We start from the raw sequence: 25,831 nt of genomic DNA on the forward strand, positions 1-25,831 counted from the left end.
GACGTCGAGCTTGGCTTCGGGCAGTGAGGACATGGACGATCTCGGATCAACGCGTGAGACGACAAAGCGGCGTCCGCCGCCGCTTTGTCGTCTCACGCGTTGATCCGAGATCGTCCATGTCCTCACTGCCCGAAGCCAAGCTCGACGTCCTCCTCGCACATCACGCCGCGCTCGAAGCGCAGTTGATGGCGCAGGTCGGCGCAGAGGATTACGTCCGCATCACCCGCGAATTGTCCGAGCTCAATCCACTGGTCGAGGCGGTGAAGAGCTATCGCCAGGTCCGCGACGAGCTCGGCGAGATCGACGAATTGCTGGAAGACCCGGCGACCGAACCGGAGATGCGGGCGATGGCCGAGGCCGAGCGCGACGCGCTCGACGCCCACCGCGACGAACTGATTCAGCAAATCCGCATCGCGCTGTTGCCGAAGGATGCGATGGACGAGCGCAACGTGATGCTGGAAATCCGCGCCGGCACCGGCGGCGACGAGGCCTCGCTGTTCGCCGGCGACCTGTTCCGGATGTACGAAAAGTTCGCCGCGCTTCAGGGCTGGAGCGTCGAAGTGATCTCGGCCAGCGAAGGCACTGTCGGCGGCTTCAAGGAAATCATCGCCGAGGTGAAGGGCCGCGGTGCGTTCGCCAAGCTCAAATTCGAATCGGGCGTGCACCGCGTGCAGCGCGTGCCCGATACCGAGACCCAGGGGCGCATTCACACCTCCGCCGCGACCGTCGCGGTGCTGCCGGAGGTCGAGGACGTCGACGTGGACATCAAGCAGGAAGACCTGCGGATCGAGACGATGCGGGCACAGGGCGCCGGTGGTCAGCACGTCAACAAGACCGAGTCGGCGATCCGCATCACCCATCTGCCGACCGGCATCGTGGTGATGATGCAGGACAGCCGATCCCAGCACAAGAACCGCGCCTCGGCGATGAACATCCTGCGGTCGCGGATCTACGACGCCGAGAGACAGCGCGTCGATGCGGCGCGCTCGGCCGAGCGCAAAGAAAAGGTTGGCTCCGGCGATCGCTCCGAACGGATCCGGACCTACAATTTCCCGCAGGGCCGCGTTACCGATCACCGCATCAATCTGACACTCTACAAGCTGCCGCAAGTGATCGCCGGCGAAGCCCTTGGCGAACTGATCGACGCGCTCACCACCGAGCACCAGGCGGCGCAGCTCGCCGAGCAGGGCGCCGCGGCGTGAGCGACGCGCCGACGATCGCATCCGCGCGTCGTCGTCTGGCCCGGCAGTTTCAGGATGCGGCGTTGGAATTCGCCGCGCTCGACGCCCGGCTGCTGGTCGGCGAGGTCACCGGTCTTGATCTCACAGGGCTCCTCGTTCAGGCCGAGCGACCGCTGACGAAGGACGAAAGCGAGCGGCTGCGGACGTTCGCGGCGCGGCGGCTCGCCGGCGAGCCGGTGGCGCGCATCCTTGGGGTGCGTGAGTTCTGGGGACTGCCGTTCGAGCTGTCCGCCGACACGCTCGTGCCGCGGCCGGATACCGAGACAGTGGTCGATGCGGCGCTCGCCGTCCTGGGCGAGCGCGATGCGCCGGCTCCGCGGATTCTCGACATCGGCACCGGCAGCGGTGCGATCCTGCTGGCGCTGTTGTCCGAGCTGCCCGGCGCGGGCGGCGTCGCCACCGATATCAGCCTCGGCGCACTACGCACCGCGCGCCGGAACGCGGAGCGTCTCGGGCTCGCCGGCCGTGCCCGCTTCGTCGCTTGCGACTACGCTTCGGCGCTACGTGGCCCGTTCGACCTGATCGTCTCCAACCCGCCTTATATTCCAGTCAATGAGATTGCGGAGCTTGACCGCGAGGTTCGCGAGCACGATCCGCGCCGAGCGCTCGACGGCGGTGCCGATGGGCTGGACGCCTACCGGAAAATTATCCCCGAATCGGCCGGGTTGCTGCAACCAGACGGCGCGTTGGTGGTTGAAATCGGACAGGGCCAGGAGACCGATGTGAGTGCCCTGATGCAGGCTGCTGGGTTAACCGTATCCGACCCGTTCCGGGCTGATTTGTCAGGGATTTTCCGGGCGGTGACAGGGCGGCTCGCGCCCCGGTGACGTCGGAACAAATTGCAAAAAACCGCTTGGAATATCGACCGAGAGCGACTACGTTCCGCTCCAGATGTCGGTCGGGACGGTCGGCCCCGCGGAAGTGCGGGGAGTATATGTTCTCCACGAGAGCCCCTGACTGAAAAGGTTCCATACGGCGGTTTCGATCAAGCGCGACAGGCTGGGACAGCCGCGCAGCTTTCGACCGCGAAGCGAACGAAAGCCTGACGATTCACGCTTGAAGAACTCACGCGCGAGAAGCTGAGCCTCGTTGCACAGGCTCGTTGATTTGGTCCGGCCAGCGGCGCGACCGCCCGCCGGGGTTGGGGAACGCGTCTTTGCTGAGCGCGACACACGGCAATAGCGGCAAGAGACTAAGGGACTGGTCGGACGGGCACGGAGACGCCTGCGTCAGGCGCAGCCATGCCTTGCAAAATGAGGTTCGGTAAGAAGGTAGGACATGAGAAACGGGCAGAACAACAAGCGGCTGCGTAACCGGAACAACAACAGCGGCAATAACAACAATAATCGGCGCGGCCAGAACCCGATGACCCGGGTGTTCGAATCGAACGGCCCCGATATCAAGATCCGCGGTACCGCCTCTCACATCGCTGAGAAATACGTCCAGCTCGCTCGCGACGCCCGTTCCTCGGGCGATCCGGTGGCGGCCGAGAACTACTACCAGCACGCCGAGCACTATTTTCGTTTGATCGCGGCTGCCCAGGAACAGTTCCGGCAGAATCAGCCGCAGCCGCGGATCGACAACGACACGTTGGACAACACCGACGACGGCGAGGACGGCGAGTTCTCCAATTTCGGCGCCGAGCCCGGCCTGGTGCCGGTGCAGCAGCCGCAGCCGCAGCCTTATCAGCAGCGCGAGCAACCGCAGCCCTATCAGCCGCGCGAACAGCCGCAGCCGCGTGAGCACCGGCCCCAGCCGCAATTCGTGCCGCGCGAGCAGCCGCAGCCGTCGTCCGAGGGAGTCGACCGGCTGCCGTCCTTCATCACCGGCCCGCAGCCGCAGCTCGGACCCGGCGCGTTCGAGGGCAATACCGGCGGCGGTGAACGTTTTCCGCCCCGCCGTCGGCGCCGCCCGCGTGGTGAGCCTGCGGCCGCTCAGGCCGCTGCCGCTCCGGCCCCGTCTGGCGAGGATGCCGGCGCTGGCGATTGAACCGGTGTCCAGACGCCGGTTCGAGATGCCCTACAAAAATACCTACTAGAACAAGGCCGCGCCCGGTGGGTGCGGCCTTGTCGATTCAGGGGCCTCTGACGATTCAGGGCGTCCGCCGTCTTACTGTGTGCTGGCTCGGTCGTGCCGGTTCAGCGCGCCAGCGGCGGCGCATCGGACTCGTCGGCCTGCAGCGGCGTCGGCGACGGGACCAGCGATGGCTCCAGAGCGGGGATCAGCCGGGTGCGCTCACGTTTGACCGTCTGCGGCCGCACCACCTGTTTGGTGGCCTCGACCATGTGCACGCCGGCGAGCGGCAGCGAGGCGGCGGCGCCGACCCGCTCCCAGGCCGGGGCCGAACGCAACAGCCAGCCCTGCGCCAGCGGCGGTACGAACAGCGCTTCGCCCCAACCCGTCGGCGTGAACCAGGTTCGCCGCAGCAGATCGGCGATCTGCGGCCGCGAATAGGGCCGGCCATGGCCGAACGGGGTGTTGTCCAGGCGCGCCCACACCCCGCGCCGGTTCGGCACGATCGCCAGCAGTCGGCCCGCCGGCGCCAGCACCCGCCACACTTCGCGCAGCAGCCGTTCGGGATCGTCGGACATCTCCAGCGCGTGGACCAGCAGGATGCGGTCGACAGCGGCGTCCGGCAGCGGCAGCGCGTGCTCGTCGACCAACGTCGACAGGGTCGGCCGCGCCGTCGGCCATTTCAGCACGCCCTGAGCCGCCGGCATGAACGCGATGCAGCGCTCGCTGCTGTCGCGGAACAGGCCGAGATAGGGTGTCGGATAGCCAAACCCGAGCACACGGTCGCCGCGCGCATCCGGCCATCGCCTCTGGATGCTGCGATTGATCAACCGGCGCGCCACGATGCCGAGCCGGCTACTGTAGAACCCCCGCAGATCCACGACGTCCATCATCATGATCGACATTTACCACGGCGCCGCACCGTCCGGCAAAGCCACAACCTGCCTGGTTTACGGGGACGTGACCGCTTCATTTCGTCCCGGTCGGCCACCATGTTAGAATTCAATCTGCGCGACGCCGTCGCCCGAAGCGGCGCGCGCTCTTGCCGCCTTCAAGTCCCGGAGATCTCATGCCCGCCGACATCCGCATCGTTCCGTGCCTCACCGACAATTTCGGCTATCTGGTCCATGATCCGTCGACCGGCGCGACCGCCTCGATCGACGCGCCGGAGGCCGCGCCGCTGATCGCCGCGCTGGAGAAGGAAGGCTGGAAGCTGACGGACATCCTCGTCACTCATCATCATGGCGACCACGTCGGCGGCATCGCCGAGCTGAAGAACAAGTATCATTGCCGCGTCCATGCACCGCACGACGCCAATGCCAAGATCGCCGACGCCGACGTCAGGGTGGAGGAGGGCGACGTGGTGCGGATCGGCAGCCTCACTGCGCGGGTACTGGAGACCCCCGGTCACACCCTCGACCACGTCTCCTATGTGTTCGACGACGATCGCGCACTGTTCGCAGCCGATACGCTGTTTTCGATCGGTTGCGGCCGCGTGTTCGAAGGCACCTATCCGATGATGTGGGAATCGCTGCTGAAGCTGCGGGCTCTGCCGGACGACTTCAGACTGTATTGCGGACATGAATACACCGCCTCCAACGTCAAGTTCGCGCTCGGGATCGAACCCGGCAACGCCGATCTGCAGGCCCGGGCCAAGCAGGTCGAAGCGCTGCGCGCCGACGGCAAGCCGACGATTCCGGTGACGCTCGGCGAAGAAAAGAAGGCCAACGTGTTCCTGCGTGCCGACGTGCCGTCGGTCGCAGATGCGGTCGGATTGTCGGGTGCGCCCGCGGCCGAGGTGTTCGGCGAGATCCGCGAGCGCAAGAACAACGGGTGAGCGCCGTGTCTCTCAACGCCGCCGAGGTGATCGCGCGGCTCGGCCTGCAGCCGCATCCTGAAGGCGGACACTATCGCGAGACGTTTCGCGATCCCCGCTGCGACGCCGGCGGCCGCAGCTATTCGACCGCGATCCACTTTCTGCTGCGTGCGGGCGAACGCTCGCACTGGCACCGGATCGACGCGGCCGAGGTTTGGCACTACTACGCGGGCGCTGCTTTGAGGCTGGAGATCGCCGGCGACGACGGTCGCCGCGCCACTACGCTCGGTCCCGATCTCGGTGCCGGGCATATGCCACAAGCGATCGTTCCGCCGCACGTCTGGCAGGCAGCCACGTCGACCGGCGAGTGGACGCTGGTCGGCTGCACCGTGGCGCCAGGCTTCGATTTCGCCGGCTTCCAACTCGCGCCGCCCGGCTGGGAGCCTTAGAAATGAAGCTGTCGCGGGGCTGGCTTCTGCCGATGCGGAGCTGATCGCCGGCGCGTCCAATTGGTTCGCAGGACGGTCGAGCCGAAGGCGAAACCCCGTCGATGGCGACGGCAGAGCGATGGGTTACGGCGCAAGAGTGCCTAACCCATCCTCCCCCCCACCCATCTCCAGACTCAGAGCGCGCCCACCGGGGATTTCGCCAGCAGGTCGTCGACTTCGGCGCGGGTCGGGCAGGCGAAGGCGCCGCCCGGGCGGGTGCATTTCAGGGCCGCCGCTGCGGAGGCGAAGCGTAGCGCGTGGGCGATGTCCTGGCCTTCGCCGAATGCCACCGTGAAGCCGCCGTGGAAGATGTCGCCGGCGCCCAGAGTGTCGACCGAATGCACCGGAAATGCCGGGGTCTCGCGGAACTGCTGCTTTTCGTCGAGCCACAGCGTACCTTTCGGGCCGCGCGTCACCGCCACGAACGCCTTGGTCAGCCGAGCAAGCTTTTTCAGCGCCTCTTCGTCGTCCTCGGTGCCCGAGGTGGCGTGCAGCGCCTCGGCCGAGCAGATCAGATGTGAGGCTGCTGTCAGCAGCCCCTCGTTCATCGCCATTGCGTTGTCGACGTCGACCACCACCGGAATGCCCCGTCGCGTCGCCTCGGCGCACAGCGGCGTGACGAAGCTGGAGCAGCGGCTTTCGGTGAGGATGGCGTCGCAGTGCTGCAGCAGCATGTCGGCGTCCGGCAGCGCGACCTTCCACAGACCAGGATCGCGGAAGGTGACGATGGTACGCTCGCCGGTCGGATCGACCAGCACCGCAGAAATCGGCGTCACCAGCCCGGGCATGTGAACGAGGTGAACCGAGCCGATGCTCTCTTCGGCCAGCTTGTCGAAGATGAACCGCGCCGCGGCCTCTTCGGCGTCGCCCATCGGGCCGCACATCTGCGCCTGACCGCCTAGCCTGGCAATGCCGATCGCGGCGTTGAGCGCGTTGCCGCCGCAGATCTCGCCGAAAGCGCTCGCCGGCACCTTGTTGCCGCGGCCCGGCACCGCCTCGACCCGGAAAGTAAGATCGCGCACCGGAATCCCGACGCACAGCACACGCGGCGCGTGCTTGGCAGTGTCGCTCATGATTGTTCCTCCAGCCAGCGGCCGAGCAGATGGTGCGCGATCGCGAACGGATGCGGTCCGACCAGCCCGTCCGGATGCGCGCGCTTCAATATCTGCGCCGCCTCGTCACGGGAAAACCACCGCGCGTCTTCCAGTTCCGTGAGATCCACGGTGATGGCCTCGGTGGTGGCGATCGCGGTGCAGGCGATCATCAGCGACGACGGATACGGCCATGGCTGCGTCATGTAGTAGCGCACGTCGCTGCACAGAATGCCGGACTCCTCGACGATCTCGCGGCGCACCGCGTCTTCGATGGTTTCAGCCGCCTCGACAAAGCCGGCGAGGCACGAATACATCCCGGTCGGGAATTGCTTCTGCCGGCCGAGCAGGCAGCGATCGCCGTGCGTCACCAGCATGATCACCACAGGGTCGGTGCGCGGGAAGTGCTCGGCCTTGCAGGACGGGCAGTCGCGTTTCCAGCCGCCCTGCGCCATCGCGGTGCGCGCGCCGCAATTGGCGCAATAGCCGTGGCGCTGGTGCCAGTTGACCAGCGACTTCGCCATCGCGATCGCCGAGAGTTGCTCGACCGGCAGAACTCCCTGCATCGCAAGACCGCGCAGCTCGGCAAGACCGGCGTCCGGCCGGCCCGCGAGCTTGTCTGCGGCCGGGGCGCCGATCCCCATGCCGAACACGGCAGCGCCATTGCGCAGGCCGAGGAAGATGGTGCCGGGGTTGGCGCCGAGTGCCAGCGCCTCTTTGATCGTCAGCTCGGCCCGCGGGCCGGCGGGTTCGTGCTTCACCAGCAGCGAATCGCGATGAACCACAAAGGCGCGGGTGTCGCCACGCTCCTCCATCGCCATCAGCTTGGCGTCGTTGCCGCGCAGATGCGCGGCGCGGTCGAGCACGTGGGTGACGAAAGCGGGCTGGCCGAGCGGAAACGAGGTGCTCATCGGCTCAGCTCAGCCAGATCTTGCGGCGGAGCAGGTTGATGAACTGCTGCACCTCTTCGGGATCATGCGCCAGAGGCGGCATCACGCCCCACACCGGCCGTGGCCAGGCGGCGTCGCTGGAGCGGCGTGCGATGATGTGAATGTGGAGCTGCGGCACCAGATTGCCCAGCGCCGCGACATTGAGCTTGTCGCATTTGGAGACTTCCTTGAGCGCGCGGCTCACGCGGGAGATCTCGGTCATCAATTGCGCCTGCGCCACCTCGTCCAGGTCGATGATCTCGCTCGCGCCTGCCCGCCGCGGTACCAGCAGGAGCCACGGATAATTTGCGTCCTTGATCACCAGCACCCGGCTGAGCGGCAAGTCGCCGATGTTGATGGTGTCTTGTTCGAGCCGCGGGCTCAGCGACCAGTCGGAGGGGGACATTGCGGTTCCATCGGCCCGTTGTGGGAGCGTGGGCTCTTGTCTGTGGCGGGGACGGCCGCGCGGCCGCCTGCTAGTCATACCAAGCCCCCCGGACCGGCGGAAGCGCCAGCTAGCCGAAGGTCCAAGGCGGCGACCTGCGACTTGCATTCGGTTCGGTTTGGCGCCAAATAGGCACCGGGAGATTGGCGGTGGACGAGCCTCTCGCCAACCGGGTCAGGTCCGGAAGGAAGCAGCCCTAACGAGGTCTGGATCGGGTCGCTCGTCAGTCTCCTACCTTATTTTTCGGCCGTGCTTCCCTAGGATATGGGGCGCTGCGGCCGGACCAGGGTGGATCAGGACCGGCGGATGCCGGTCCGGTGCGAGGGGTGTTCCGGGCCAGCCGCATGATCCTGCCCCGTCCCCAGCGCCCCGCTTGTTTCCGCAATCCGGCGCCACAGACACAGCATTGCGGACCGACCGATGAGTGACACTGGCCTTTCTGCGACGCCGCCCGCCGCTCCCGAGCAGCCGGCCAGCGTGAGCACGCCGGGCGGTGCCTATCGGGTGCTGGCGCGGAAATATCGCCCCAACAGCTTCGAGGATCTGATCGGCCAGGAAGCGGTGGTCCGCACCGTGTCCAACGCGTTCGATACGGGCCGGATTCCGCAGGCCTGGATTCTCACCGGCGTCCGCGGGGTCGGCAAGACCACCACGGCGCGCATCCTGGCGCGGGCGCTGAACTACGAATTGCCGGACGGCTCGGTGAAGGGGCCGACCATCCACATGCCGGTGCACGGCGTGCACTGCAAGGCGATCATGGAAAGCCGGCACATGGACGTGCTGGAGATGGACGCCGCCTCGCACACCGGCGTCGACGATGTCCGCCAGATCAACGACAGCGTGCGCTATGCGCCGGCGAGCGCGCGCTACAAAGTCTACATTATCGACGAAGTCCACATGCTGTCGACGGCGGCGTTCAACGCCTTCCTGAAGACGCTGGAGGAGCCGCCGGAGCACGCCAAATTCGTGTTCGCCACCACCGAGATTCGGAAAGTGCCGGTGACGGTGTTGTCGCGCTGCCAGCGCTTCGACCTGCGCCGGGTCGAAGCCGACGTGCTGATGAACCATCTGTCGAACATCGCCCAGAAGGAAGGCGTCGAGGTCGAGCCGGAAGCGCTCGGCATCATCGCCCGTGCGGCCGAAGGTTCGGTGCGCGATTCACTGTCGCTGTTCGATCAGGCGATCGCGCATGCGGCCGGCCTGGTGCGCGCCGACGCCGTTCGTCAGATGCTCGGGCTGGCCGACCGCACCCGGGTGATCGAACTTTTCGACGCGCTGGCGCGCGGGGACATCGCTGCCGCGTTCGCCGAATTCCGCGACCAATACGACACCGGCGCTGACCCGGTGGTGGTGCTTTCCGATCTCGCCGAGTTCGTCAATTTCGTCACCCGCGTGAAGATCGTGCCGGCGATCGCCGACAATGTCGCGTTCGGCGAAACCGAGAGGGTGCGCGGCCGCGAGTTCGCCGCCAAGCTGTCGATGCGGGTGCTGTCGCGGATGTGGCAGATGCTGCTGAAGGGTGTCGCCGAGGTGCAGGGCGCGACCCGCCCGGCCGCCGCCGCCGAGATGGTGCTGGTGCGGATCGCCTATGCGGCCGATCTGCCGACCCCGGACGAAGCGCTGCGGATGCTGCAGCAGAACGGTGGTGACGCCCCGGCCGCAATCGGCAGCGGCGCCAGCAGTGGTCGCGGCGGCACCTCCGCCGCGATGTCGTCGGCCGCATCCTTGTCCGCACCCGGCGCGCCTGCGATGTCGCGCAGCGCGCCGTCGATGAGCGCAGCCACTGCGCCGACCATGCTGCGCGGTGGTCTCGATGGCGCCGCCCGCTCGCCGGTCAGTGCGCCGGCCCCGGAGCCCGAACCGCCGGCGCTGAAGATCACCACGTTTCCGCAACTCGTCGCGCTGGCTTCGGAAAAGCGCGACGTGATGACACGGCTGGCGCTCGAAGCCGACGTCCGGCTGGTGCGAATCGAGGACGGGCGGCTCGAACTGGCGCTGGAGCCCACCGCCTCGCGCAGCCTGATCAACGAACTCGGGCGCAAGCTCGAGCAATGGACCGGCCGGCGCTGGACGGTGATCGTCTCCAACGCGCCCGGCCAGCCGACATTGCGCCAGCAGAGCGAGGCGCAGCAGAACGAGCGTGAGCGGGCGGCGGAGAACGATCCGCGGGTGCAGGAAGTCCTGGCGCGGTTTCCCGGCGCCAAACTGACGGTGCGGCGGCTCGCCTCCGAGCCGGTGGAGATCGAGTCTGATATGGACGATCCCTCCGAGCGAATCGACGAAGACGACTAGCGATCTGAAAGGAATCCGATCATGGCTGACTTTCTCGGCATGATGAAACAGGCGGCGCAGCTTCAATCGAAGATGAAGGCGATGCAGGCCGAACTCGACCAGATCGAGGTCGAAGGGCTGTCCGGCGGCGGCCTCGTCAAGGTGCGGATGAGCGCCAAGATGGAGGTGCGTGGCATCTCGATCGACCCGTCGCTGATCAACCCCGAGGAGCGCGAAGTCCTCGAAGATCTTCTGGTGGCGGCGCATGGCGACGCCCATCGCAAAGCGGAAGCGGCGATGCAGGAGAAAATGCAGGCGCTGACCGGGGGCCTCGGCCTGCCGCCTGGACTCGGCCTAGGTTAGTCTTTTCCGGCCTTTCGATTCGCCCCACCAAACGCCCGTCTCCGTGACGAGACCGGCGGAAGCCGTGCGTCGCGCGTCCGACCACCGAACGGAGACGAATTCCCGATGGCCAGTTCGGTCGCAGGCCCCGAGATCGAACGTCTGATCCAGTTGCTGGCGCGGCTTCCCGGATTGGGGCCGCGGTCGGCGCGCCGCGCCGCGCTGCATCTGATCAAGAAGCGCGACGCGCTGATGGCACCGCTCGCCGCGGCGCTCCAGGTCGCGATCGACAAGATCCAGGTGTGTACAACCTGCGGCAACATCGACACGCAGAATCCCTGCACGGTATGCACTGATCCGCGGCGCGATTCCTCGATCATCGTGGTGGTGGCCGACGTCGCCGATCTGTGGGCCCTCGAACGCGCGTCCGCCACAAACGGCCGATACCACGTTCTCGGCGCGACGCTGTCGCCGCTCGACGGCGTCGGCCCGGATGATCTGACGATCGACGCTTTGGTGAAGCGCGCGCACGATCCCGGCGTCGCCGAGATCATCCTGGCGCTGAACGCGACTGTCGACGGCCAGACCACCGCACATTACGTCACCGACCTTTTGCAGGACGCAGGCGTCAAGGTGACCCGGCTCGCCCATGGCGTGCCGGTCGGCGGTGAACTCGACTATCTCGACGAAGGAACGCTGTCGGCGGCGATGCGACAGCGTACCTTGTTCTGACCTAACCGGATTGGACCTGATGACTCGATTCCGCTTCCCGTTCTTGACGATCGCCGCGCTCGCCGTCACGCTCGCCGCCCCCGCGGCATCGGCGAATGACGCGCCACAGGGCGGCCAGGCGCAGGCGGCGCTGCCGAAGCCCACCGCGCTGCGGATCGGCGACCTGCTCAGCGGCGAACTCAACGCGCTGAAGACGCGGGCGAGGGGCAAGGCCGGCCCGGTTTATCAGCTCGTCAGCGATCCGCGCCGGCTGCCGGCGCCGTCCGGGCTCTGCAACCTCGAAAACGGCCCGGAGACGTTCCAGATCGTTCCGGCGGACGAAGCCCAGGCATCGCAATTGAAGTCTCACCGCGGCAAACAGGTCGCGCTGAAGGTCGGGTCGGTGGCGTGCGCCAGCGAGCCCGGCCAGATCAGCGAAGCGGTCGTGACCAAATGGAGTCTGGTGAAGTAAGCCGCAGCCACTCGCGTTCGTGGGGAGCGAGCGTTTGCTACGCCTTCGCCGGCCGGAGCGCGGCGAAGTGGTCGCGGCGTTGCAGAAAGGCCAGCAGCACCAGGCTCGGGACGGCCACTGCGACGCTGATGATGAAGAATGCCGGCCAGCCGGTCGCCTGTGCCACGTAGCCGGCGCCGGCCGACAGATAGGTGCGGCCGACCGCGGCCAGCGCGGTGAGAAGCGCGTACTGCGTTGCGGTATGTAGCGGGTTCTGGCACAGCGCCGACAGGTACGCGACGAAGATCACCGTGCCGATCGCGCCGGTGAAATTCTCCACCGAGATCGCCATCGCCAGCGCCCATTGATTGACGCCGACGGTCGACAGCCAGGCGAACGCCAGATTCGACACCGCCTGCAGCACCGCCCCGATCCACAGGCTGGTGACCAGCGAATAGCGCCGGGCCAAATAGCCGCCGGCGAAGCCGCCGATCAGCGTTGCCGCCAGCCCGACTCCCTTGACGATCGCCGCATAGTCGTTGCGCGAATAGCCGAGATCGATCACGAACGGCGCCGTCATGGTGCCGGAGAACGCGTCGGTGAACTTGAACAGCACCACGAAGGCGAGGACGGTGAGCGCATCCTTGCGGGTGAGAAATTCGGTGAAGGCGCCGAGCGCCGCGTGGAACACCCGCTTGAAGCTGCTTTCGCCGCTGGTCGCCGCTTCGGCGCGGCGTGACTGCTCCGGCTCGGTGGCGACCAGCGCCGTGACGGTGCCGATCAGCACCATTGCGGCCATCGTCACATAGCCCCACATCCACGCGGTGTTGCGCGTCAATCCAGTGCTCTCATAAGCGCTGACCAGGAACAGCACGCCGGCGGTCGAGATTAACATGCCGATCCGGTATGCGGCCACATAGGACGCCATACCGGCAGCCTGCTCGTCTTCCGGAAGGCTCTCCACGCGGAAGGCGTCGATGACGATGTCCTGGGTCGCCGAGGCGGCGGCGACCAGCAACGCGCCGATTGCCACATACAGCGGCGACTTCGCCGGATCGGTGAGCGCCAGCAGCAGGATTGCGGTGATCAGCAATAGCTGCGCGAACACCAGCCAGCCGCGACGGCGGCCGAAGGCGCGCGTCAGCAGCGGGACATGCAGCGCATCGACCAGCGGCGCCCAGATGAACTTCAGCGTGTAGGGCGTGCCGACCAGCGCGAACAGCCCGATGGTGCCGAGATCGACGCCGGACTCCCGCATCCACACCAGCAGCGTCGAGCCAGACAGCGCCAGCGGAAGCCCCGACGCGAACCCGAGAAACAGCACCACCAGCACGCGGTGCTGCAAATACACCGCCATCGCGTCGCGCCAGCCCGGCTTGGCGGGACTCTGCGGAGCGGCGGGATCGGCCTGTGGCAGGCCGGAGGCGGGGCTAGTCATGGGGTGAATCTATCCGATTCGGCGGCGCCAAGCGGGCGGCCGCGGTGATGATGGCCGGAGCCCTGCTTCGTCAGCTCCGCGTCATTTCGTCGATGCGGAAGCTCGCTGCGGCGAACAGGTCAGCGCGGTCGGGCGCCAACGGCGCTTCGGGCGCGGAAGCCGCTCCAGGGGCGGCCGGGTCGCTGAAGTCCAGCTCCTCGATCCGAGCGGCGCGGCGCTCGATCTTGTCGGCCGAGATCAGGATCTGGCGGACGTCGTCGTTGACCTGGCCGAAATGGGTCTGCAGTTTGGTGACGCGCTCGCGCAAGCGTGCCAGATCGTCGGACAGGCTGAGCACTTCGGTGCGGATCTGGTCGGCGGCGTCGCGCATGCGCGCGTCCTTCAGGATCTGCTGCATCACCTGGATCGCCAGCATCAAGAGCGACGGCGACACCAGCACGACGCGGGCACGATAGGCCTTCTGAATCACGTCGTCGAAACCGTCGTGGATTTCCGCATAGACCGACTCCGACGGCACGAACATCAGCGCGGTGTCCTGGGTCTCGCCCGGGATCAGATATTTCGACGCAATGTCGTCGACGTGGCGCATCACGTCGATGCGCAGCCGCTGCGAAGCGGACTTTCTCTCCTCGTCGGTCCGCGCCTCGCGCAGCGCTGTGACGGCTTCGAGCGGGAACTTGGCATCGATGCACAGCGGCGGCTGATCCGGCATCAGCACCACGCAGTCCGGCCGCTTGCCGGTCGACAGCGTGTATTGGAACGCGAACGAGCCCTTCGGCAGCCCGTCCTGCACGATCGTTTCCATCCTGGCCTGGCCGAACGCGCCGCGCGCCTGCTTGTTGGCGAGCACGTCGCGCAGGGTCGTCACCTGGTCGGTCAATTCGGTGAGGTTGTCATGGGCACGGTCAATGATGCCGAGCCGCTCGTGCAGCGCCTGCAGGCTCTGCATGGTGTAGCGGGTCGACTGGGTCAGCGACTGGCCGAACCGGTGGGTGACGCTGTCGAGCCGTTCGCTCATCGCCCGGGCCATCTCGGCCTGGCGGCCGGCGAGCGCCCGGCCCATCGCATCGACCCGGCCGTTGGCCTCGTGCTGGGCCCGCATCAACAGCGCCAGCCGCTGGTCGATCTCTGCGCCCCGCCGCGCGGCGCTGCCGCGGGCCACCAGCACGGCGATGATCGCGAGCAGCGCCAGTGCCACGACTGCAATAGCCCCGCCGGCCATTCCGACGCTGACCGGGAGGTCGCCGAACCTGAACAGGATCTGATCCATCGCCGCCGGTGTCGCAGATTGCACATTCATGGGGAACGAAGATAGAACGGGGCGCTGAACAGACCTTTAAGCCCGAACGCGCCGAAAGTGGCAGAGGCTCCGTTCGGTCCCGGATTGACCGCAACGTCGGCGCCGCTTAAATCGCCGCCATGGCCCTGCGCGAAATCATCATCCTGCCCGACAAGCGGCTACGTGAAATCTCCAAGCCCGTCGCCGAGGTGACGACCGAGATCCGCAAGCTCGCCGACGATATGTTCGAGAGCATGTACGAGGCCCCCGGAATCGGGCTGGCGGCGATCCAGATCGCCGAGCCGGTGCGGCTGATCACGATGGATATCGTCCGCAAGGAGGGCGACGGCAAAAGCGATCCGCGCGCCTTCATCAATCCTGAGATCGTCGGCGCGTCCGCTGAGATGAACGTCTATGAGGAAGGCTGCCTGTCGATCCCGGAATACTACGCCGAGGTCGAGCGCCCGAAGACGGTGCGGATCCGCTACACCGATCTCGACGGCAACGTCCGGGAAGAGGACGCCGACGGTCTGTTCGCGACCTGCATCCAGCACGAGATCGACCACCTCAACGGCGTGCTGTTCGTCGATCACCTGTCGAAGCTGAAACGCGCGATGGTGATTCGCAAGTTCGAGAAGGCTGCCAAGCGCGGCATCAAATACGTCTGAGCGCTCGCGCAGGTGACCGGCGGGCGCGTTGCGGCCGCTCGGCATCCATCGCCAGATCTGTCCGGGACTTATGTCATGCCGCTTCGCCTCGTCTTCATGGGCACGCCCGAATTCGCGGTGCCGACGCTGCTGGCGCTGTCGGCCTACGGGCACGACATTGCCGCGGTTTACACGCGCGAGCCGAAACCGGCCGGTCGCGGCATGAAGCTGCAGGAGACGCCGGTGGCGCTCGCGGCACATCGGCTGCAGGCGCCCGTGCTGACGCCGAAGACGTTGCGCACCGAGGAGGCGCTGGCGAACTTCCGCGCCCACGAGGCGGATGCGGCCGTCGTCGTCGCTTATGGCATGATTCTGCCGCAGCCGATTCTCGATGCGCCCGCACTTGGCTGCTTCAATCTGCACGGCTCGCTGCTGCCGCGCTGGCGCGGCGCCGCGCCGCTCAATCGCGCCATCATGGCGGGTGACGCCGAACCCGGCGTGCTGGTGATGAAGATGGACGCTGGCCTCGACACCGGCGACGTTGCGATGGCCGAGCGGATCGCCATTACCGACGCCATGACGGTCACCGACGTGCACGATCAGCTCGCCCGGCTCGGCGCCGACCTGATGGTGCGGGCGATGGCGGCGCTGGAGCGCGGCGGGCTGCAGCTCACCAGACAGCCCGAAGATGGCGTCACCTACGCGGCCAAGATCGACAAGGCCGAGGCCAGGATCGACTTTTCGCAGCCGGCGCGCGCGGTGCTGCGCCACATCCACGGCCTGTCGCCGTTCCCGGGCGCGTGGTGCGAATTGCCGATCGAAGGTCAGCCGGTGCGGATCAAGGTGCTGCGCTGCGCGCTCGCCGAGGGCCGCGGTACGCCGGGCGAAGTGATCGGCGATGATCTCACGATTGCTTGCGGCGACGGCGCGATCCGGATCGCGCAATTGCAGCGCGCCGGCAAGCAGCCGATGACCGCCGAGGAGTTTTTGCGCGGCACCCCGATCGCGAAGGGCGTGCGGGTGGCTTAGGGTTCTATCCGAGCCGCTACCCCAATCGTCGGCCGTCACCACCCGCGAATGCGGGTGGCCCAGTATCCCAGAGCGTTCGTGATCTGTTACTGACGCTCTGCAATACTGGGTCGCCCGGTCGAGCCGGGCGATGACGACAGAATTCGGGGCTACGCCGCGCCCTAAAGATGAGTCGCATGCCCCGCTACAAACTCACCATCGAATATGACGGCGCGCCGTTTTGTGGCTGGCAGTTGCAGCCGAAGCTGCCGTCGGTGCAGGGCGCGCTGGAGGCGGCGGCGCTGGCGACCTGCGGCGAGGCGGTGCGGGTGCACGGCGCCGGCCGCACCGACGCCGGCGTCCATGCGCTCGGGCAGGTGGCGCATCTCGACATCGCCAAGCCGTTCCGCGCCGACAAACTCCGCGACGCGCTGAACGCCCATCTGCGGCCCAACCCGGTCGCGGTGCTGGCGGCCGAGATTGTGCCTGAGACGTTCGAAGCGCGGTTCTCGGCCGTGAGGCGGCATTATCGCTACCGCATCGCCAACCGCCGCTCTAACCTGGCGCTGGATCTCGGCAAGGTGTGGCGGGTGCCGAAGTCGCTCGATACCGACGCGATGCACCGCGCCGCGCAGGTGCTGATCGGCAAGCACGACTTCACCACATTCCGCGACACCGAGTGCCAGGCGGCCTCGCCGGAGAAGACCCTCGACGTGCTCGACGTGATCCGCGACGGCGACGCCGTCGATATCGTCACGAATGCGCGCTCCTACCTGCACAGCCAGGTCCGCTCGATGGTCGGCTCGCTGGTCTGGGTCGGCGAAGGCCGCTGGACCGCAGATGATCTCGCCGCCGCACTTGCCGCGCGTAAGCGCTCCGCCTGCGGCCCGGTCGCTCCGCCGGAGGGGCTGTACCTGGTCCAGGTGGATTATTGAGCCAAGCGGCCGTCATTCCGGGGCGCGCGGAGCGCGAACCCGGAATCTCGAAGCGTTCTGCGACTCTGTCGTTTCCACAACTGCGAGATTCCGGGTTCGCTCGCTTTGCGAGCGCCCCGGAATGACGGGTCGTTGTGATTACTTGAAATACCGCTCCAGCACGCCACGATAGATCGCGGTCAGCTTGTCGAGGTCGCTCACCGGCGTGCGTTCGTCGATCTGGTGCATGGTCTGGCCGACCAGGCCGAATTCGACAACCGGGCAGAACTTGGCGATGAAGCGCGCGTCGGAGGTACCGCCGCCGGTGTTGAGATCGGGCGTCCGGCCGGTCACTTCCGCGATCGCGGCGCCGACCAGATCGGTGAAGGCGCCGGGTTTGGTGACAAACACATCGGCGTTCGACGGCAGCCACTCGATCCGGGCGCGGATGCGGTTGCCGCAGGCCACCGCCAGCCGCTGCTCGACCAGCGCCTTCAGCGTGTCTTGCGTGTGGTGATCGTTGAAGCGGATGTTGAACTTGGCGCGTGCCTGCGCCGGGATCACGTTGGTGGCCGGATTGCCGACGTCGACCGAGGTGAATTCGAGATTGGATGGCTGGAACTGCGCCGAGCCGGCGTCGAGCGGTTCGGCGTTCAGCGCGGTGATCAGTCTGGCGATGTCCGGCACCGGATTGGCGGCGCGGTGCGGATAGGCGACGTGGCCCTGCGTGCCGTCGACGATCAGCACGCCAGATTGCGAGCCACGCCGGCCGATCTTGATAGTATCGCCGATCGCCTCGACATTGCTCGGCTCGCCGACGATGCAGTGGTCGAATTGCTCGCCGCGTTCGGCGGCCCATTGCAGCAGCTTGACGGTGCCGTTGACCGCGACGTCCTCCTCGTCGCCGGTGATCAGGAACGAGATCGAGCCTTTGCCGGATTGTTGCGGCTGGCCGCCGTTCGCCGCCAGATAGTTCAGCGTCGCCGCCACCGCGCAGGCGATGCCGCCCTTCATGTCGACCGCGCCGCGGCCATACAGCAGGCCGTCGGCGACGTCACCGGAAAACGCGTCGTGGGTCCATGCGTCCGTATCGCCCGCCGGCACCACATCGGTGTGGCCGGCGAAGCAGAGATGCGGCGCGCTGGTGCCGATCCGCGCATACAGATTGTCGATATCGGCGGTGCCTGGCTCGCTGAATGTGATGCGATGCACGTCGAAGCCGGCGCCCTTCAGCAGCGTTTCCAGCACGCCGAGCGCGCCGGCATCGGCCGGCGTCACCGACGGACAGCGCAGCAGCGCCTGCGCGATCTCGAGCGCGGTCGCGGTCACGGTGCGGTCAGTCCCGCAGCAGTTCGTTGATCGAGGTCTTGGAGCGGGTGCGCTCGTCGACGCGCTTGACGATCACCGCGCAGGCGGTGGCCGGGCCGGGAGCGCCGTTCTTGAGCGGCTTGCCGGGCAACGTGCCGGGTACCAGCACGGCATATTCGGGCACTTCGCCGATGAAAGTTTCGCCGGTCTCGCGGTCGACGATCTTGGTCGAGGCGCCGAGGAACACGCCCATCGCCAGCACGGCACCCTTGCGCACGATCACGCCTTCGGCGACCTCGGAGCGGGCGCCGATGAAGCAGTCGTCCTCGATGATCACCGGGCCGGCCTGCAGCGGCTCGAGCACGCCGCCGATGCCGGCGCCGCCGGAGATGTGGACGCGCTTGCCGATCTGGGCGCAGGAGCCGACCGTGGCCCAGGTGTCGACCATGGTGGATTCGTCCACATAGGCGCCGAGATTGACGAAGGACGGCATCAGCACCGCGTTCTTGGCGATGAAGGCGGAGCGGCGGACGATCGCGCCCGGCACCGCGCGGAAGCCGGCTTCGCGAAAACGGTTCTCGCCCCAGCCCTCGAACTTCGACGGCACCTTGTCCCACCAGTTGGCGCCGCCGGGACCACCGGCGATCACGCCCATGTCGTTGAGCCGGAACGACAGCAGCACCGCCTTCTTCAGCCACTGATTGACCGTCCAGGCGCCGGAGGCGTCGCGCTGCGCCACCCGCACCTTGCCCTGGTCGAGCAGATCCAGCGCGTCGTTGACTGCCTCCCGAACCTCACCCTGGGTCGCAGGCGTGACGGTGTCGCGGGCGTCGAAAGCGGCGTTGATGGTAGATTCCAGGGCAGTGAGCGGCATCGACGGGTCCTTGGCGAGTGTCGGAAAAGCGTTGCGTGTCAACGCGGACGTTGACGCTTTGTCCGGATTCGCCGCTGCGGAGTCAAGGCGCCGCCTGGTCCCCACGTCGGCATCAGGCTTGTCCGGGCGATCCAGTAATTCTAGGGCGTTAGATGGAAGATCGCGAGCGCTCTGCGATACTGGTTCGCCCGCCTGCGCGGGCGATGACGGTTGTGGGATGTGGCGACGCCGGTTTCCATTCTCCCGCGTCATCGCCCGGCTCGTCCGGGCGATCTAGTATCCCAGAGCGCTCGACTATTGGGGAGGCCGCCGATGCCGCGGCAGTTCTACGTCTATATCCTCGCCAGCCGGGTCGGTGGCACGATCTACGTCGGCGTCACCAACGACCTCGTCCGCCGCATCGCCGAACACAAATCCAAGGAGGTCGAGGGTTTCACGCTGCGCTACGGCGTCGATCGGCTGGTGTATTTCGAGGTGTTCGACGATGTCGAGAATGCGATCCGCCGTGAGAAGCGGCTGAAGAAGTGGCCGCGGGAGTGGAAGGTCAGGCTGATCGAACAGCACAATCCGGATTGGAATGATCTGTACCCGGAGATCGCCGGTCCTGCCTAACTGGCGCACTGGAATACTGGTTCGCCCGCCTGCGCGGGCGATGACGTCGTTATTGGGGAGGCGCGGTGCCTTACGCCGCGGCGCTCAGCGTCTTCAAAAATCCCGTCAGATCGTCCGTGACGTGATCGACATAGGCGGCGTCGCGGCCTTCGAGTTCCCAGTCTTCACGCACCACCTCCTGGCTTCCGTCGGGCACGACCAGCACGGTGGTCATGCCGAGCTGGTGCGGCACCGTGAGGTTGCGGGCGAGGTCTTCGAACATCGCGGCGCGCGCCGGGGCGACGCCGTGGCGGTCGAGGAAGCGGCGGTAGGTCTGCGGCGCCGGCTTCGGCTCAAGGTCGGCGGCGACGATGTCGAACACCGCCTCGAAATGATGCCTGATGCCGAGCCGCTCCAGCACCTTGCCGGCGTGCGCTACCGAGCCGTTGGTCAGGATCAGTTTGCGCCCCGGCAGCCGTTCGATCGCATCACCCATCTCCGGATTGGGCTCGAGCGGCGAATGGTCGATGGCATGGACGTAAGCGAGGTAGTCGTCGGCGTGGACGCCGTGCTCTGTCATCATCCCGCGCATCGTGGTGCCGTAGCGCTTGTAGTAATCCTTCTGGATGCGGAAGGCCTCCTCCGGAGTCACTTTCAGCCAGGCGGCGACGAAGTCGCGAATCCGCGCATCGACCTGCTGCCACAGATTGAGGTGATGCGGATACAGCGTGTTGTCGAGGTCGAACACCCAGGTTTCGACGTGATCGAAGTCGCGTTTGCCGAGCTGCATCATGGTGCCGTGAACCTGAGTGTCTTGCCGTCGGAAAGATCGACCGCAGCAAAGCCTGTGGCGGTGAGGCCGCGCCCGGCGCAGTCACCCTGTTCGCCGATCTCGAACTTGCTGTCGCGGGTGCACAGCAAGGTGCCGCCTCCCCAGTTCAGTGCGCGGCCCTTGATGCTGACCGGGCGGCCGCTGCCGTCGACCGCTTCGGCAAAGCTGAACACCCGTTTCGGCTGCGTACCGAGATCGGGACGCTGACATTGTCCGGGCGCGATGCCGTACCAGCCGCGGCTGGTGATCGTCTTGCCGTCGTCCTCGGCAACCGCCGCCATGATCTTGTACCTGGTGTCGTTGCACCAGGTCAGCCCCCCGCCGGACGGCTGCTGTACCGCCTTGATGATCACGTCGAAGAAATCCGGAGCGTCGACGATCTCCGGTTTCAGCCCCCGGCTTTTGAGGAAGGCGGACAGCGCCGCTCGCGTCTTCGGGCCGTCGACGCCGTCGATCGGCGAGGCATCGTAGCCGGCGATCAGCAGCAGCCGTTGGATCGCAGCCAGCTTGGCCTGCTCGTCGTCGTAGTCGGAATCCTCGGCCAGATACGCGATCTTGTTGCCGTCCTCGGTGTCGGTCGGCTTGATCTCGGTGAAGGCGGCGAGCGTCTGGCTGCCGCGGCACTGACGGGCGGCGGCGATGACGAAATTGTCCTCGGCGACGCACAGGCGGTCGGTGCCGTTCTGCGGCAGCGGCGAGGCGCCGTACAGCGGCAGCACGCGGGCGTTCAGCATGATCTTGTCGGCGTTGAGCGCGCCCTGCAGCACCACGCGGCACTGCGCCGGATCGATCCGCAGCCAGCCGCGCGTCGCCGTGGCGCCGCTCGAATCCACCCCGATCGCCGCCTCGACCACGTAGCTCATGCGGTTGCAGAGCTTCAGGTCGGCGTGGGCGGCGGAGGTGAGGGCGAGGGTGGTGACAAAGGTGGCGAGGGCGCGCGATCTCCACCCCGTCATGCCCGGCCTTGTGCCGGGCATCCACGTCTTGCTGAGAAAACCGCCGGAAAGACGTGGATGGCCGGGACGAGCCCGGCCATGACGGATGTTATCGCCGCCGCCCCGCATCACTTGTGGATCAGCGTGCCGGTGCCCTGGTTGGTGAACAGTTCGAGCAGCACCGCGTGCGGCACCTTGCCGTCGAGGATGACGACGCCTTCGACGCCCTGTTCGAGCGCGTAGATGCAGGTCTCGACCTTCGGAATCATGCCGCCCGAAATGGTGCCGTCGGCGATCAGCTTGCGGGCGTCCTTGATCGACAGTTCGGGGATCAGCTTCTTGTTCTGGTCGAGCACGCCGGGCACGTCGGTCAGCAGCAGCAGGCGCTTCGCCCGCAGAGCGCCGGCGACCGCGCCCGCGAAGGTGTCGGCATTGACGTTGAAAGTCTGGCCCGACGCGGAGGTCGCCAGCGGCGCCAGCACCGGGATCAGCTCGTGCCCGATCAACTGGTTGAGCAAGGTCAGGTCGACCTTCTCGGGCTCGCCGACGAAGCCGAGATCGATCACTTCCTCGATCCGTGAATCCGGATCGACCATGGTGCGGGTCGCCTTGCTGGCGGACACCATATTGCCGTCCTTGCCGCACAGGCCGACCGCCTTGCCGCCGGCTTCGTTGATATAGCCGACGAGCTGCTTGTTGATCGAACCGGCCAGAACCATCTCGACGATCTCGATGGTGGCGGCGTCGGTGATGCGCAGCCCGGCGGCGAATTCCGACTTGATTCCGAGGCGCTTGAGCATCTGCGCGATCTGCGGCCCGCCGCCATGCACCACCACCGGGTTCACCGCGGTCTGCTCCAGGAGCACGATGTCGCGCGCGAACGCTTTGGCGGTGTCCTCGGCGCCCATGGCGTGGCCGCCGTACTTGATGACGATGGTTTCCTCGTCGTAGCGCTGCATATGCGGCAGCGCTTCGGACAGTATCCGGGCCTGATCGAGCGGGCTGATGACGGGCGCGTCGGTCATGAAGCGGTCTTTCGAGCTGAAGGGACGGTCTGAACGAGCAATTCCGGGGCCGTTGCGGCGGGACAGATCGCTAGCACTTCGGCGCGGCCGATCCTAGAGGCCGCGGCCGCGGATCAGGGCCTGCGCCGCGGCCACAGCGCGGCGACCGCCAGCAGCAGCCAGCTCCCGATCAGGATCGAGCCGCCGGTCGGCGCCGCCATCGGAAACAGGCCTTGCCCGGTAAACTGTAGCATCGTCAGCGCGCCGGCAAACAACGCGGTGCCGAACACGAAGCCGAACGTCGCCGCCAGCCCGGGAATCCGGTGGGCGATGCCGCGCTCGGTCAGCAGCACCGCCGCCGCGATTGCGCAGGCGTGAAACAGCAGCATCGACGATGTCGGGCCGAGCCGGCCGGCGTCCGGCACATGGGCGGCCGCGGCGGCGAGCGCCACGCCGGCGGCCCCGTACAGGCCGGCGATCGCAATCAGGAGGCGGAGGGCGGCGTGCATCAGCGGCGCTCGTCGAGCAGGCGGATCATCGCGGCGCGCAGCTCCGGCATTCCGGCGCCGGTGCGCGAAGAGGTGGTCAGCACCTCGGGGAATGCGGCCGGATGCTTGGTCAGTGCCGCGACGGTCGCGGTCACCCGCTCGGAGAGCTCGGCGGCTTTGACCTGATCGGCCTTGGTCAGCACGATCTGGTAGCTGACCGCGGCCTTGTCGAGGGTCTTCAGGATGTCGAGGTCGACATCCTTCAGCCCGTGGCGGCCGTCGATCAGCACATAGACCCGCGCCAGCGTGGCGCGGCCCTGCAGGAAATGATGGATCAGCGAGGTCCAGGACGCCACCTTGGCCTTGGAGGCGGCGGCGTAGCCGTAGCCCGGCATATCGACCAGCCGCAGCCCGGCATTGGGCGGGCCTTCGAAGAAGATCAGCTCCTGGGTACGGCCAGGCGTGTGCGAGGTCCGAGCCAGCGCGTTGCGGCCGGTCAGCGCGTTGATCAGGCTCGACTTGCCGACATTGGAGCGGCCCGCGAACGCGATTTCGACGCTGCCCATCGGCGGCAATGTCTCGATCGACGGCGAGGCCCAGATGAAATGCCAGTCGCCTGCGAACATCTTGCGGCCGCGTTCGATCAGAGCTGGATCGATGGTGTCGGTCATTGAGATTCCAAGTCCGGGGCACGGCCGCGCCCCAGGCACGGCCGTCATTCCGGGCGCGCGCTTGCGCGCGAACCCGGAATCTCTGTGCGCAACAACCTCTGGATTCCGGGTTCGCGAGCTAGGCTCGCGCCCCCGGAAAGACGGCCCGTGTGAAAGGTCAGGCCGTCTTTTTCTTTTTACTGAACGACGATTTCAGGTTGTCGAACAGCTCCACCTTCACGCCGTTGCGACGCATGATGTAGGCCTGCTGGATCACCGACAGCAGGTTGTTCCAGGCCCAGTAGATCACCAGACCGGCCGGGAAGTGCGCCAGCATGAAGGTGAAGATCACCGGCATCCAGGCGAAGATCATCTGCTGGGTCGGATCCGGCGGCTGCGGGTTCAGCTTCATCTGGAACCACATCGTGAAGCCCATCACCAGCGGCCAGGCGCCGAGCACCAGATAGTGGCCGAGCACCGGGATCGCGGTCGGATCGTAAGGGATCAGGCCGAACAGGTTGAACAGGTTGGTCGGATCCGCCGCCGACAGGTCGTGAATCCATCCGAAGAACGGCGCGTGCCGCATTTCGATGGTGACGAACAGCACCTTGTACAGCGAGAAGAACACCGGGATCTGCAGCAGGATCGGCAGACAGCCGGCGACCGGATTGATCTTCTCCTTGCGGTAGATCTCCATCATCTCCTGCTGCTGCTTCACCTTGTCGTCGGGGTGACGCTCCTTGAGCGCGAGAAGCTGCGGCTGGATCGCCTTCATCTTCGCCATCGAGGCGTAGGATTTGTTGGCGAGCGGCAGGAAGATCAGCTTGATCAGCACAGTGACCAGCAGAATTGCGACGCCGAAATTTCCAACCAGATGGAAGAAGAAGTCGAGCGCCAGGAACATCGGTTTGGTGATGAAGTAGAACCATCCCCAGTCGATCAAGAGGTCGAAATGGTTGAGGCCGAGCTGGCGGTCGTATCCGCCGAGGCCGGCGAACGGGAAGTTGATGCCGACCACGCGGGCTTCCTTGGCGCCGGCGAACAGCCGGGCGTTGGCGCTCACCGTCCCGCCGATCGGAACCGTGCGGGCGTCTTCGAGATAGTCGGTCTGATAGGTGGTGACGTTGCCGGCCTTGTTGGCCGAGAACCGCGCCTGAAGCTGCGCGGTGTTGTCGGGCAACAGCGCCGAAGCCCAGTATTTGTCGGTGATGCCGAGCCAGCCGTTGGTCGCCTTGAAGCCGACTGACTTGGCTTCGTCGATCTTGCTGTAGCTGTATTCCTGCAGGCCGTGCTCGCCGAGATAACCGATCAGGCCTTCATGGAGGATGTAATAGCCCTCGACGTGGGGCGTGCCGTGGCGCGAGATCAGTGCGAACGGATACAGCGTCACCGGGGCGGCGCCGGTGTTGGTGACGTCGTCCTTGACGGTGAACAAATAGCGATCGTCGACGGCGATCTGGCGGCGGAAGGTCAGGCCCTCGCCATTGTCCCATTTCAGCGTGACCGGATTGGCCGGCGTCAGCGCGCCCGAGCCTTCCTGGGTCCAGACCGTGTTGTGGTCCGGCAGCTTGACGTTGGCGCCGGCTGCGCCGACCCAGCCGAACTCGGCATAATACGGCCGGGCGCTGCCCGACGGCGAGAACAGCTCGATCGGCGGCGACTTCGGGTCGACCGTTTCGCGATACTGCGTCAGCGCCAGATCGTCGATCCGTGCACCCTTCAGCGCGATCGAACCGGATAGCTGCGTGGTTTCGACCTTGATGCGCGGGGTGGCGGCAAGTGCGGCTTCGCGGCTGACGGTCGGGGTGGCAGCGGCCTGAGGATTGGCCGGAGAGGGCGCGCCCGGGGCCGACGGAGTGCCCGGCGCAGGCGTGGCAGACGGCGTTCCCGAGGGCGCAGTGCCGGGAGGGGTGGTCTGGGGCTGCTGCTGGGCCTGCTGCGCCTGTTGGGCGGCGCGCTGCTTTTCCATCTGCGGAATGTTGATGAAATATTGCCAGCCGAGCAGCACGAGGCCCGACAGAACGACGGCGAGAATGGTGTTGCGATTGTCGGACATCGTCGGTTC

Annotated in this window: 27 protein-coding genes and 1 other RNA gene; 14 read left to right on the forward strand and 14 right to left on the reverse strand. The window is 66.6% G+C overall.

The window, feature by feature from the left end; translation table 11 throughout:
- The first annotated feature begins 116 nt into the window (after positions 1-116).
- The 3 genes from prfA to DU475_RS08875 all read left to right on the forward strand — a co-directional run bounded on the left by prfA (position 117) and on the right by DU475_RS08875 (position 3,230).
- Positions 117-1,202: a peptide chain release factor 1 gene (gene prfA, locus DU475_RS08865; RefSeq protein ID WP_013500485.1), complete on the forward strand. Its 1,086-nt coding sequence runs from the start codon at positions 117-119 to the stop codon at positions 1,200-1,202.
- A complete protein-coding gene (gene prmC / locus DU475_RS08870) occupies positions 1,199-2,068 on the forward strand; it encodes a peptide chain release factor N(5)-glutamine methyltransferase (RefSeq protein WP_164631775.1) in 870 nt (289 codons plus the stop codon). The genes prfA and prmC overlap by 4 nt, the downstream gene beginning before the upstream one ends.
- Before the next feature lie 451 nt (positions 2,069-2,519).
- Positions 2,520-3,230: a DUF4167 domain-containing protein gene (locus DU475_RS08875; protein ID WP_164631777.1), complete on the forward strand. Its 711-nt coding sequence runs from the start codon at positions 2,520-2,522 to the stop codon at positions 3,228-3,230.
- Between the two features lie 149 nt (positions 3,231-3,379).
- Here DU475_RS08875 and DU475_RS08880 read toward each other — a convergent pair whose 3' ends face one another.
- Positions 3,380-4,150: a class I SAM-dependent methyltransferase gene (locus DU475_RS08880; protein WP_041807660.1), complete on the reverse strand. Its 771-nt coding sequence runs from the start codon at positions 4,148-4,150 to the stop codon at positions 3,380-3,382.
- A gap of 173 nt (positions 4,151-4,323) precedes the next feature.
- On the opposite strand from DU475_RS08880, the gene gloB reads away from it, so the two are divergent.
- Positions 4,324-5,091 (forward strand): hydroxyacylglutathione hydrolase, encoded by a 768-nt coding sequence (gene gloB, locus DU475_RS08885; protein ID WP_013500489.1) that lies wholly within the window; start codon positions 4,324-4,326, stop codon positions 5,089-5,091.
- On the forward strand, positions 5,088-5,519 hold the full coding sequence (locus tag DU475_RS08890; RefSeq protein ID WP_164631778.1) for a cupin domain-containing protein: 432 nt from the start codon (positions 5,088-5,090) through the stop codon (positions 5,517-5,519). Before gloB ends, DU475_RS08890 begins: the two co-directional genes overlap by 4 nt.
- A gap of 173 nt (positions 5,520-5,692) precedes the next feature.
- Here the strand turns inward: DU475_RS08890 and DU475_RS08895 are convergent, their stop codons facing one another.
- Genes DU475_RS08895 through DU475_RS08905 form a run of 3 tightly spaced genes read right to left on the reverse strand, consistent with a single transcriptional unit; the run spans position 5,693 to position 7,984 of the window.
- Positions 5,693-6,631 (reverse strand): sugar kinase, encoded by a 939-nt coding sequence (locus DU475_RS08895; protein WP_164631780.1) that lies wholly within the window; start codon positions 6,629-6,631, stop codon positions 5,693-5,695.
- Complete coding sequence (nudC, locus tag DU475_RS08900; protein WP_164631782.1) at positions 6,628-7,560, reverse strand: NAD(+) diphosphatase; 933 nt, start codon at positions 7,558-7,560, stop codon at positions 6,628-6,630. Before nudC ends, DU475_RS08895 begins: the two co-directional genes overlap by 4 nt.
- Before the next feature lie 4 nt (positions 7,561-7,564).
- Positions 7,565-7,984: an HIT domain-containing protein gene (locus DU475_RS08905; protein ID WP_013500493.1), complete on the reverse strand. Its 420-nt coding sequence runs from the start codon at positions 7,982-7,984 to the stop codon at positions 7,565-7,567.
- A 177-nt stretch (positions 7,985-8,161) separates the two neighbouring features.
- Between DU475_RS08905 and ffs the strand changes: the two genes are divergently transcribed.
- The 5 genes from ffs (at position 8,162) to DU475_RS08930 (ending at position 11,819) form a co-directional block, all read left to right on the forward strand.
- An RNA gene (gene ffs, locus DU475_RS08910) (signal recognition particle sRNA small type) lies at positions 8,162-8,258 on the forward strand.
- Between the two features lie 185 nt (positions 8,259-8,443).
- A complete protein-coding gene (locus tag DU475_RS08915; protein ID WP_164631784.1) occupies positions 8,444-10,315 on the forward strand; it encodes a DNA polymerase III subunit gamma/tau in 1,872 nt (623 codons plus the stop codon).
- Positions 10,316-10,336: 21 nt separating this feature from the next.
- A complete protein-coding gene (locus tag DU475_RS08920; RefSeq protein ID WP_013500495.1) occupies positions 10,337-10,657 on the forward strand; it encodes a YbaB/EbfC family nucleoid-associated protein in 321 nt (106 codons plus the stop codon).
- A 105-nt stretch (positions 10,658-10,762) separates the two neighbouring features.
- Entirely contained in the window at positions 10,763-11,368 is a 606-nt protein-coding gene (recR, locus tag DU475_RS08925) for a recombination mediator RecR (RefSeq protein ID WP_047307357.1), read from the forward strand.
- Between the two features lie 19 nt (positions 11,369-11,387).
- Positions 11,388-11,819, forward strand: coding sequence for a hypothetical protein (locus DU475_RS08930; protein ID WP_013500497.1), 432 nt, complete (start codon positions 11,388-11,390; stop codon positions 11,817-11,819).
- A gap of 37 nt (positions 11,820-11,856) precedes the next feature.
- Here the strand turns inward: DU475_RS08930 and DU475_RS08935 are convergent, their stop codons facing one another.
- Positions 11,857-13,236 (reverse strand): AmpG family muropeptide MFS transporter, encoded by a 1,380-nt coding sequence (locus DU475_RS08935; RefSeq protein ID WP_164631786.1) that lies wholly within the window; start codon positions 13,234-13,236, stop codon positions 11,857-11,859.
- A gap of 70 nt (positions 13,237-13,306) precedes the next feature.
- Positions 13,307-14,506 carry a DNA recombination protein RmuC gene (locus tag DU475_RS08940; RefSeq protein WP_164631788.1) on the reverse strand — a complete coding sequence of 400 codons (1,200 nt, stop codon included), beginning with the start codon at positions 14,504-14,506 and terminating at the stop codon, positions 13,307-13,309.
- 149 nt (positions 14,507-14,655) lie between these two features.
- On the opposite strand from DU475_RS08940, the gene def reads away from it, so the two are divergent.
- The 3 genes from def to truA all read left to right on the forward strand — a co-directional run bounded on the left by def (position 14,656) and on the right by truA (position 17,105).
- On the forward strand, positions 14,656-15,183 hold the full coding sequence (def, locus tag DU475_RS08945; RefSeq protein WP_047307353.1) for a peptide deformylase: 528 nt from the start codon (positions 14,656-14,658) through the stop codon (positions 15,181-15,183).
- Positions 15,184-15,258: 75 nt separating this feature from the next.
- Positions 15,259-16,191, forward strand: coding sequence for a methionyl-tRNA formyltransferase (gene fmt / locus DU475_RS08950; RefSeq protein WP_164631790.1), 933 nt, complete (start codon positions 15,259-15,261; stop codon positions 16,189-16,191).
- Between the two features lie 176 nt (positions 16,192-16,367).
- Entirely contained in the window at positions 16,368-17,105 is a 738-nt protein-coding gene (gene truA, locus DU475_RS08955; RefSeq protein ID WP_164631792.1) for a tRNA pseudouridine(38-40) synthase TruA, read from the forward strand.
- A gap of 138 nt (positions 17,106-17,243) precedes the next feature.
- Here truA and dapE read toward each other — a convergent pair whose 3' ends face one another.
- Both dapE and dapD read right to left on the reverse strand, forming a co-directional pair.
- Positions 17,244-18,413 carry a succinyl-diaminopimelate desuccinylase gene (dapE, locus tag DU475_RS08960; protein ID WP_164631794.1) on the reverse strand — a complete coding sequence of 390 codons (1,170 nt, stop codon included), beginning with the start codon at positions 18,411-18,413 and terminating at the stop codon, positions 17,244-17,246.
- A gap of 7 nt (positions 18,414-18,420) precedes the next feature.
- On the reverse strand, positions 18,421-19,266 hold the full coding sequence (gene dapD, locus DU475_RS08965) for a 2,3,4,5-tetrahydropyridine-2,6-dicarboxylate N-succinyltransferase (RefSeq protein WP_013500504.1): 846 nt from the start codon (positions 19,264-19,266) through the stop codon (positions 18,421-18,423).
- A gap of 312 nt (positions 19,267-19,578) precedes the next feature.
- Here dapD and DU475_RS08970 point away from each other — a divergent pair, with 312 nt between their 5' ends.
- Positions 19,579-19,878: a GIY-YIG nuclease family protein gene (locus tag DU475_RS08970; RefSeq protein WP_164631796.1), complete on the forward strand. Its 300-nt coding sequence runs from the start codon at positions 19,579-19,581 to the stop codon at positions 19,876-19,878.
- Positions 19,879-19,948: 70 nt separating this feature from the next.
- Here the strand turns inward: DU475_RS08970 and DU475_RS08975 are convergent, their stop codons facing one another.
- From DU475_RS08975 to yidC, 6 genes are all read right to left on the reverse strand, one after another.
- Positions 19,949-20,650 (reverse strand): pyrimidine 5'-nucleotidase, encoded by a 702-nt coding sequence (locus DU475_RS08975; RefSeq protein WP_164631798.1) that lies wholly within the window; start codon positions 20,648-20,650, stop codon positions 19,949-19,951.
- Complete coding sequence (locus tag DU475_RS08980) at positions 20,647-21,666, reverse strand: DUF1036 domain-containing protein (protein WP_502706843.1); 1,020 nt, start codon at positions 21,664-21,666, stop codon at positions 20,647-20,649. The genes DU475_RS08975 and DU475_RS08980 overlap by 4 nt, the downstream gene beginning before the upstream one ends.
- An 86-nt stretch (positions 21,667-21,752) precedes the next feature.
- Positions 21,753-22,649: an acetylglutamate kinase gene (gene argB / locus DU475_RS08985; RefSeq protein WP_011156197.1), complete on the reverse strand. Its 897-nt coding sequence runs from the start codon at positions 22,647-22,649 to the stop codon at positions 21,753-21,755.
- 113 nt (positions 22,650-22,762) lie between these two features.
- On the reverse strand, positions 22,763-23,137 hold the full coding sequence (locus DU475_RS08990; protein WP_164631802.1) for a DUF423 domain-containing protein: 375 nt from the start codon (positions 23,135-23,137) through the stop codon (positions 22,763-22,765).
- Positions 23,137-23,787 carry a ribosome biogenesis GTP-binding protein YihA/YsxC gene (gene yihA / locus DU475_RS08995; protein ID WP_013500508.1) on the reverse strand — a complete coding sequence of 217 codons (651 nt, stop codon included), beginning with the start codon at positions 23,785-23,787 and terminating at the stop codon, positions 23,137-23,139. Before yihA ends, DU475_RS08990 begins: the two co-directional genes overlap by 1 nt.
- A 157-nt stretch (positions 23,788-23,944) precedes the next feature.
- Positions 23,945-25,822 carry a membrane protein insertase YidC gene (yidC, locus tag DU475_RS09000; protein ID WP_164631808.1) on the reverse strand — a complete coding sequence of 626 codons (1,878 nt, stop codon included), beginning with the start codon at positions 25,820-25,822 and terminating at the stop codon, positions 23,945-23,947.
- Between the last annotated feature and the right edge of the window lie 9 nt (positions 25,823-25,831).

Origin of the sequence: Rhodopseudomonas sp. WA056 (assembly GCF_010906995.1) — a bacterium.
Lineage (GTDB): Bacteria > Pseudomonadota > Alphaproteobacteria > Rhizobiales > Xanthobacteraceae > Rhodopseudomonas > Rhodopseudomonas palustris_G.

Excerpts from the sequence above, each read along its gene's own strand:
- prfA (WP_013500485.1), top strand. The coding sequence starts at position 117 with ATGTCCTCACTGCCCGAAGCCAAGCTCGACGTCCTCCTCGCACATCAC.
- DU475_RS08875 (WP_164631777.1), top strand. The coding sequence starts at position 2,520 with ATGAGAAACGGGCAGAACAACAAGCGGCTGCGTAACCGGAACAACAAC.
- DU475_RS08880 (WP_041807660.1), bottom strand. The coding sequence starts at position 4,150 with ATGATGATGGACGTCGTGGATCTGCGGGGGTTCTACAGTAGCCGGCTC.
- gloB (WP_013500489.1), top strand. The coding sequence starts at position 4,324 with ATGCCCGCCGACATCCGCATCGTTCCGTGCCTCACCGACAATTTCGGC.
- DU475_RS08895 (WP_164631780.1), bottom strand. The coding sequence starts at position 6,631 with ATGAGCGACACTGCCAAGCACGCGCCGCGTGTGCTGTGCGTCGGGATT.
- nudC (WP_164631782.1), bottom strand. The coding sequence starts at position 7,560 with ATGAGCACCTCGTTTCCGCTCGGCCAGCCCGCTTTCGTCACCCACGTG.
- DU475_RS08905 (WP_013500493.1), bottom strand. The coding sequence starts at position 7,984 with ATGTCCCCCTCCGACTGGTCGCTGAGCCCGCGGCTCGAACAAGACACC.
- DU475_RS08915 (WP_164631784.1), top strand. The coding sequence starts at position 8,444 with ATGAGTGACACTGGCCTTTCTGCGACGCCGCCCGCCGCTCCCGAGCAG.
- DU475_RS08920 (WP_013500495.1), top strand. The coding sequence starts at position 10,337 with ATGGCTGACTTTCTCGGCATGATGAAACAGGCGGCGCAGCTTCAATCG.
- recR (WP_047307357.1), top strand. The coding sequence starts at position 10,763 with ATGGCCAGTTCGGTCGCAGGCCCCGAGATCGAACGTCTGATCCAGTTG.
- DU475_RS08930 (WP_013500497.1), top strand. The coding sequence starts at position 11,388 with ATGACTCGATTCCGCTTCCCGTTCTTGACGATCGCCGCGCTCGCCGTC.
- DU475_RS08935 (WP_164631786.1), bottom strand. The coding sequence starts at position 13,236 with ATGACTAGCCCCGCCTCCGGCCTGCCACAGGCCGATCCCGCCGCTCCG.
- DU475_RS08940 (WP_164631788.1), bottom strand. The coding sequence starts at position 14,506 with ATGGATCAGATCCTGTTCAGGTTCGGCGACCTCCCGGTCAGCGTCGGA.
- def (WP_047307353.1), top strand. The coding sequence starts at position 14,656 with ATGGCCCTGCGCGAAATCATCATCCTGCCCGACAAGCGGCTACGTGAA.
- fmt (WP_164631790.1), top strand. The coding sequence starts at position 15,259 with ATGCCGCTTCGCCTCGTCTTCATGGGCACGCCCGAATTCGCGGTGCCG.
- truA (WP_164631792.1), top strand. The coding sequence starts at position 16,368 with ATGCCCCGCTACAAACTCACCATCGAATATGACGGCGCGCCGTTTTGT.
- dapD (WP_013500504.1), bottom strand. The coding sequence starts at position 19,266 with ATGCCGCTCACTGCCCTGGAATCTACCATCAACGCCGCTTTCGACGCC.
- DU475_RS08970 (WP_164631796.1), top strand. The coding sequence starts at position 19,579 with ATGCCGCGGCAGTTCTACGTCTATATCCTCGCCAGCCGGGTCGGTGGC.
- DU475_RS08975 (WP_164631798.1), bottom strand. The coding sequence starts at position 20,650 with ATGATGCAGCTCGGCAAACGCGACTTCGATCACGTCGAAACCTGGGTG.
- DU475_RS08980 (WP_502706843.1), bottom strand. The coding sequence starts at position 21,666 with ATGCCCGGCACAAGGCCGGGCATGACGGGGTGGAGATCGCGCGCCCTC.
- argB (WP_011156197.1), bottom strand. The coding sequence starts at position 22,649 with ATGACCGACGCGCCCGTCATCAGCCCGCTCGATCAGGCCCGGATACTG.
- DU475_RS08990 (WP_164631802.1), bottom strand. The coding sequence starts at position 23,137 with ATGCACGCCGCCCTCCGCCTCCTGATTGCGATCGCCGGCCTGTACGGG.
- yihA (WP_013500508.1), bottom strand. The coding sequence starts at position 23,787 with ATGACCGACACCATCGATCCAGCTCTGATCGAACGCGGCCGCAAGATG.
- yidC (WP_164631808.1), bottom strand. The coding sequence starts at position 25,822 with ATGTCCGACAATCGCAACACCATTCTCGCCGTCGTTCTGTCGGGCCTC.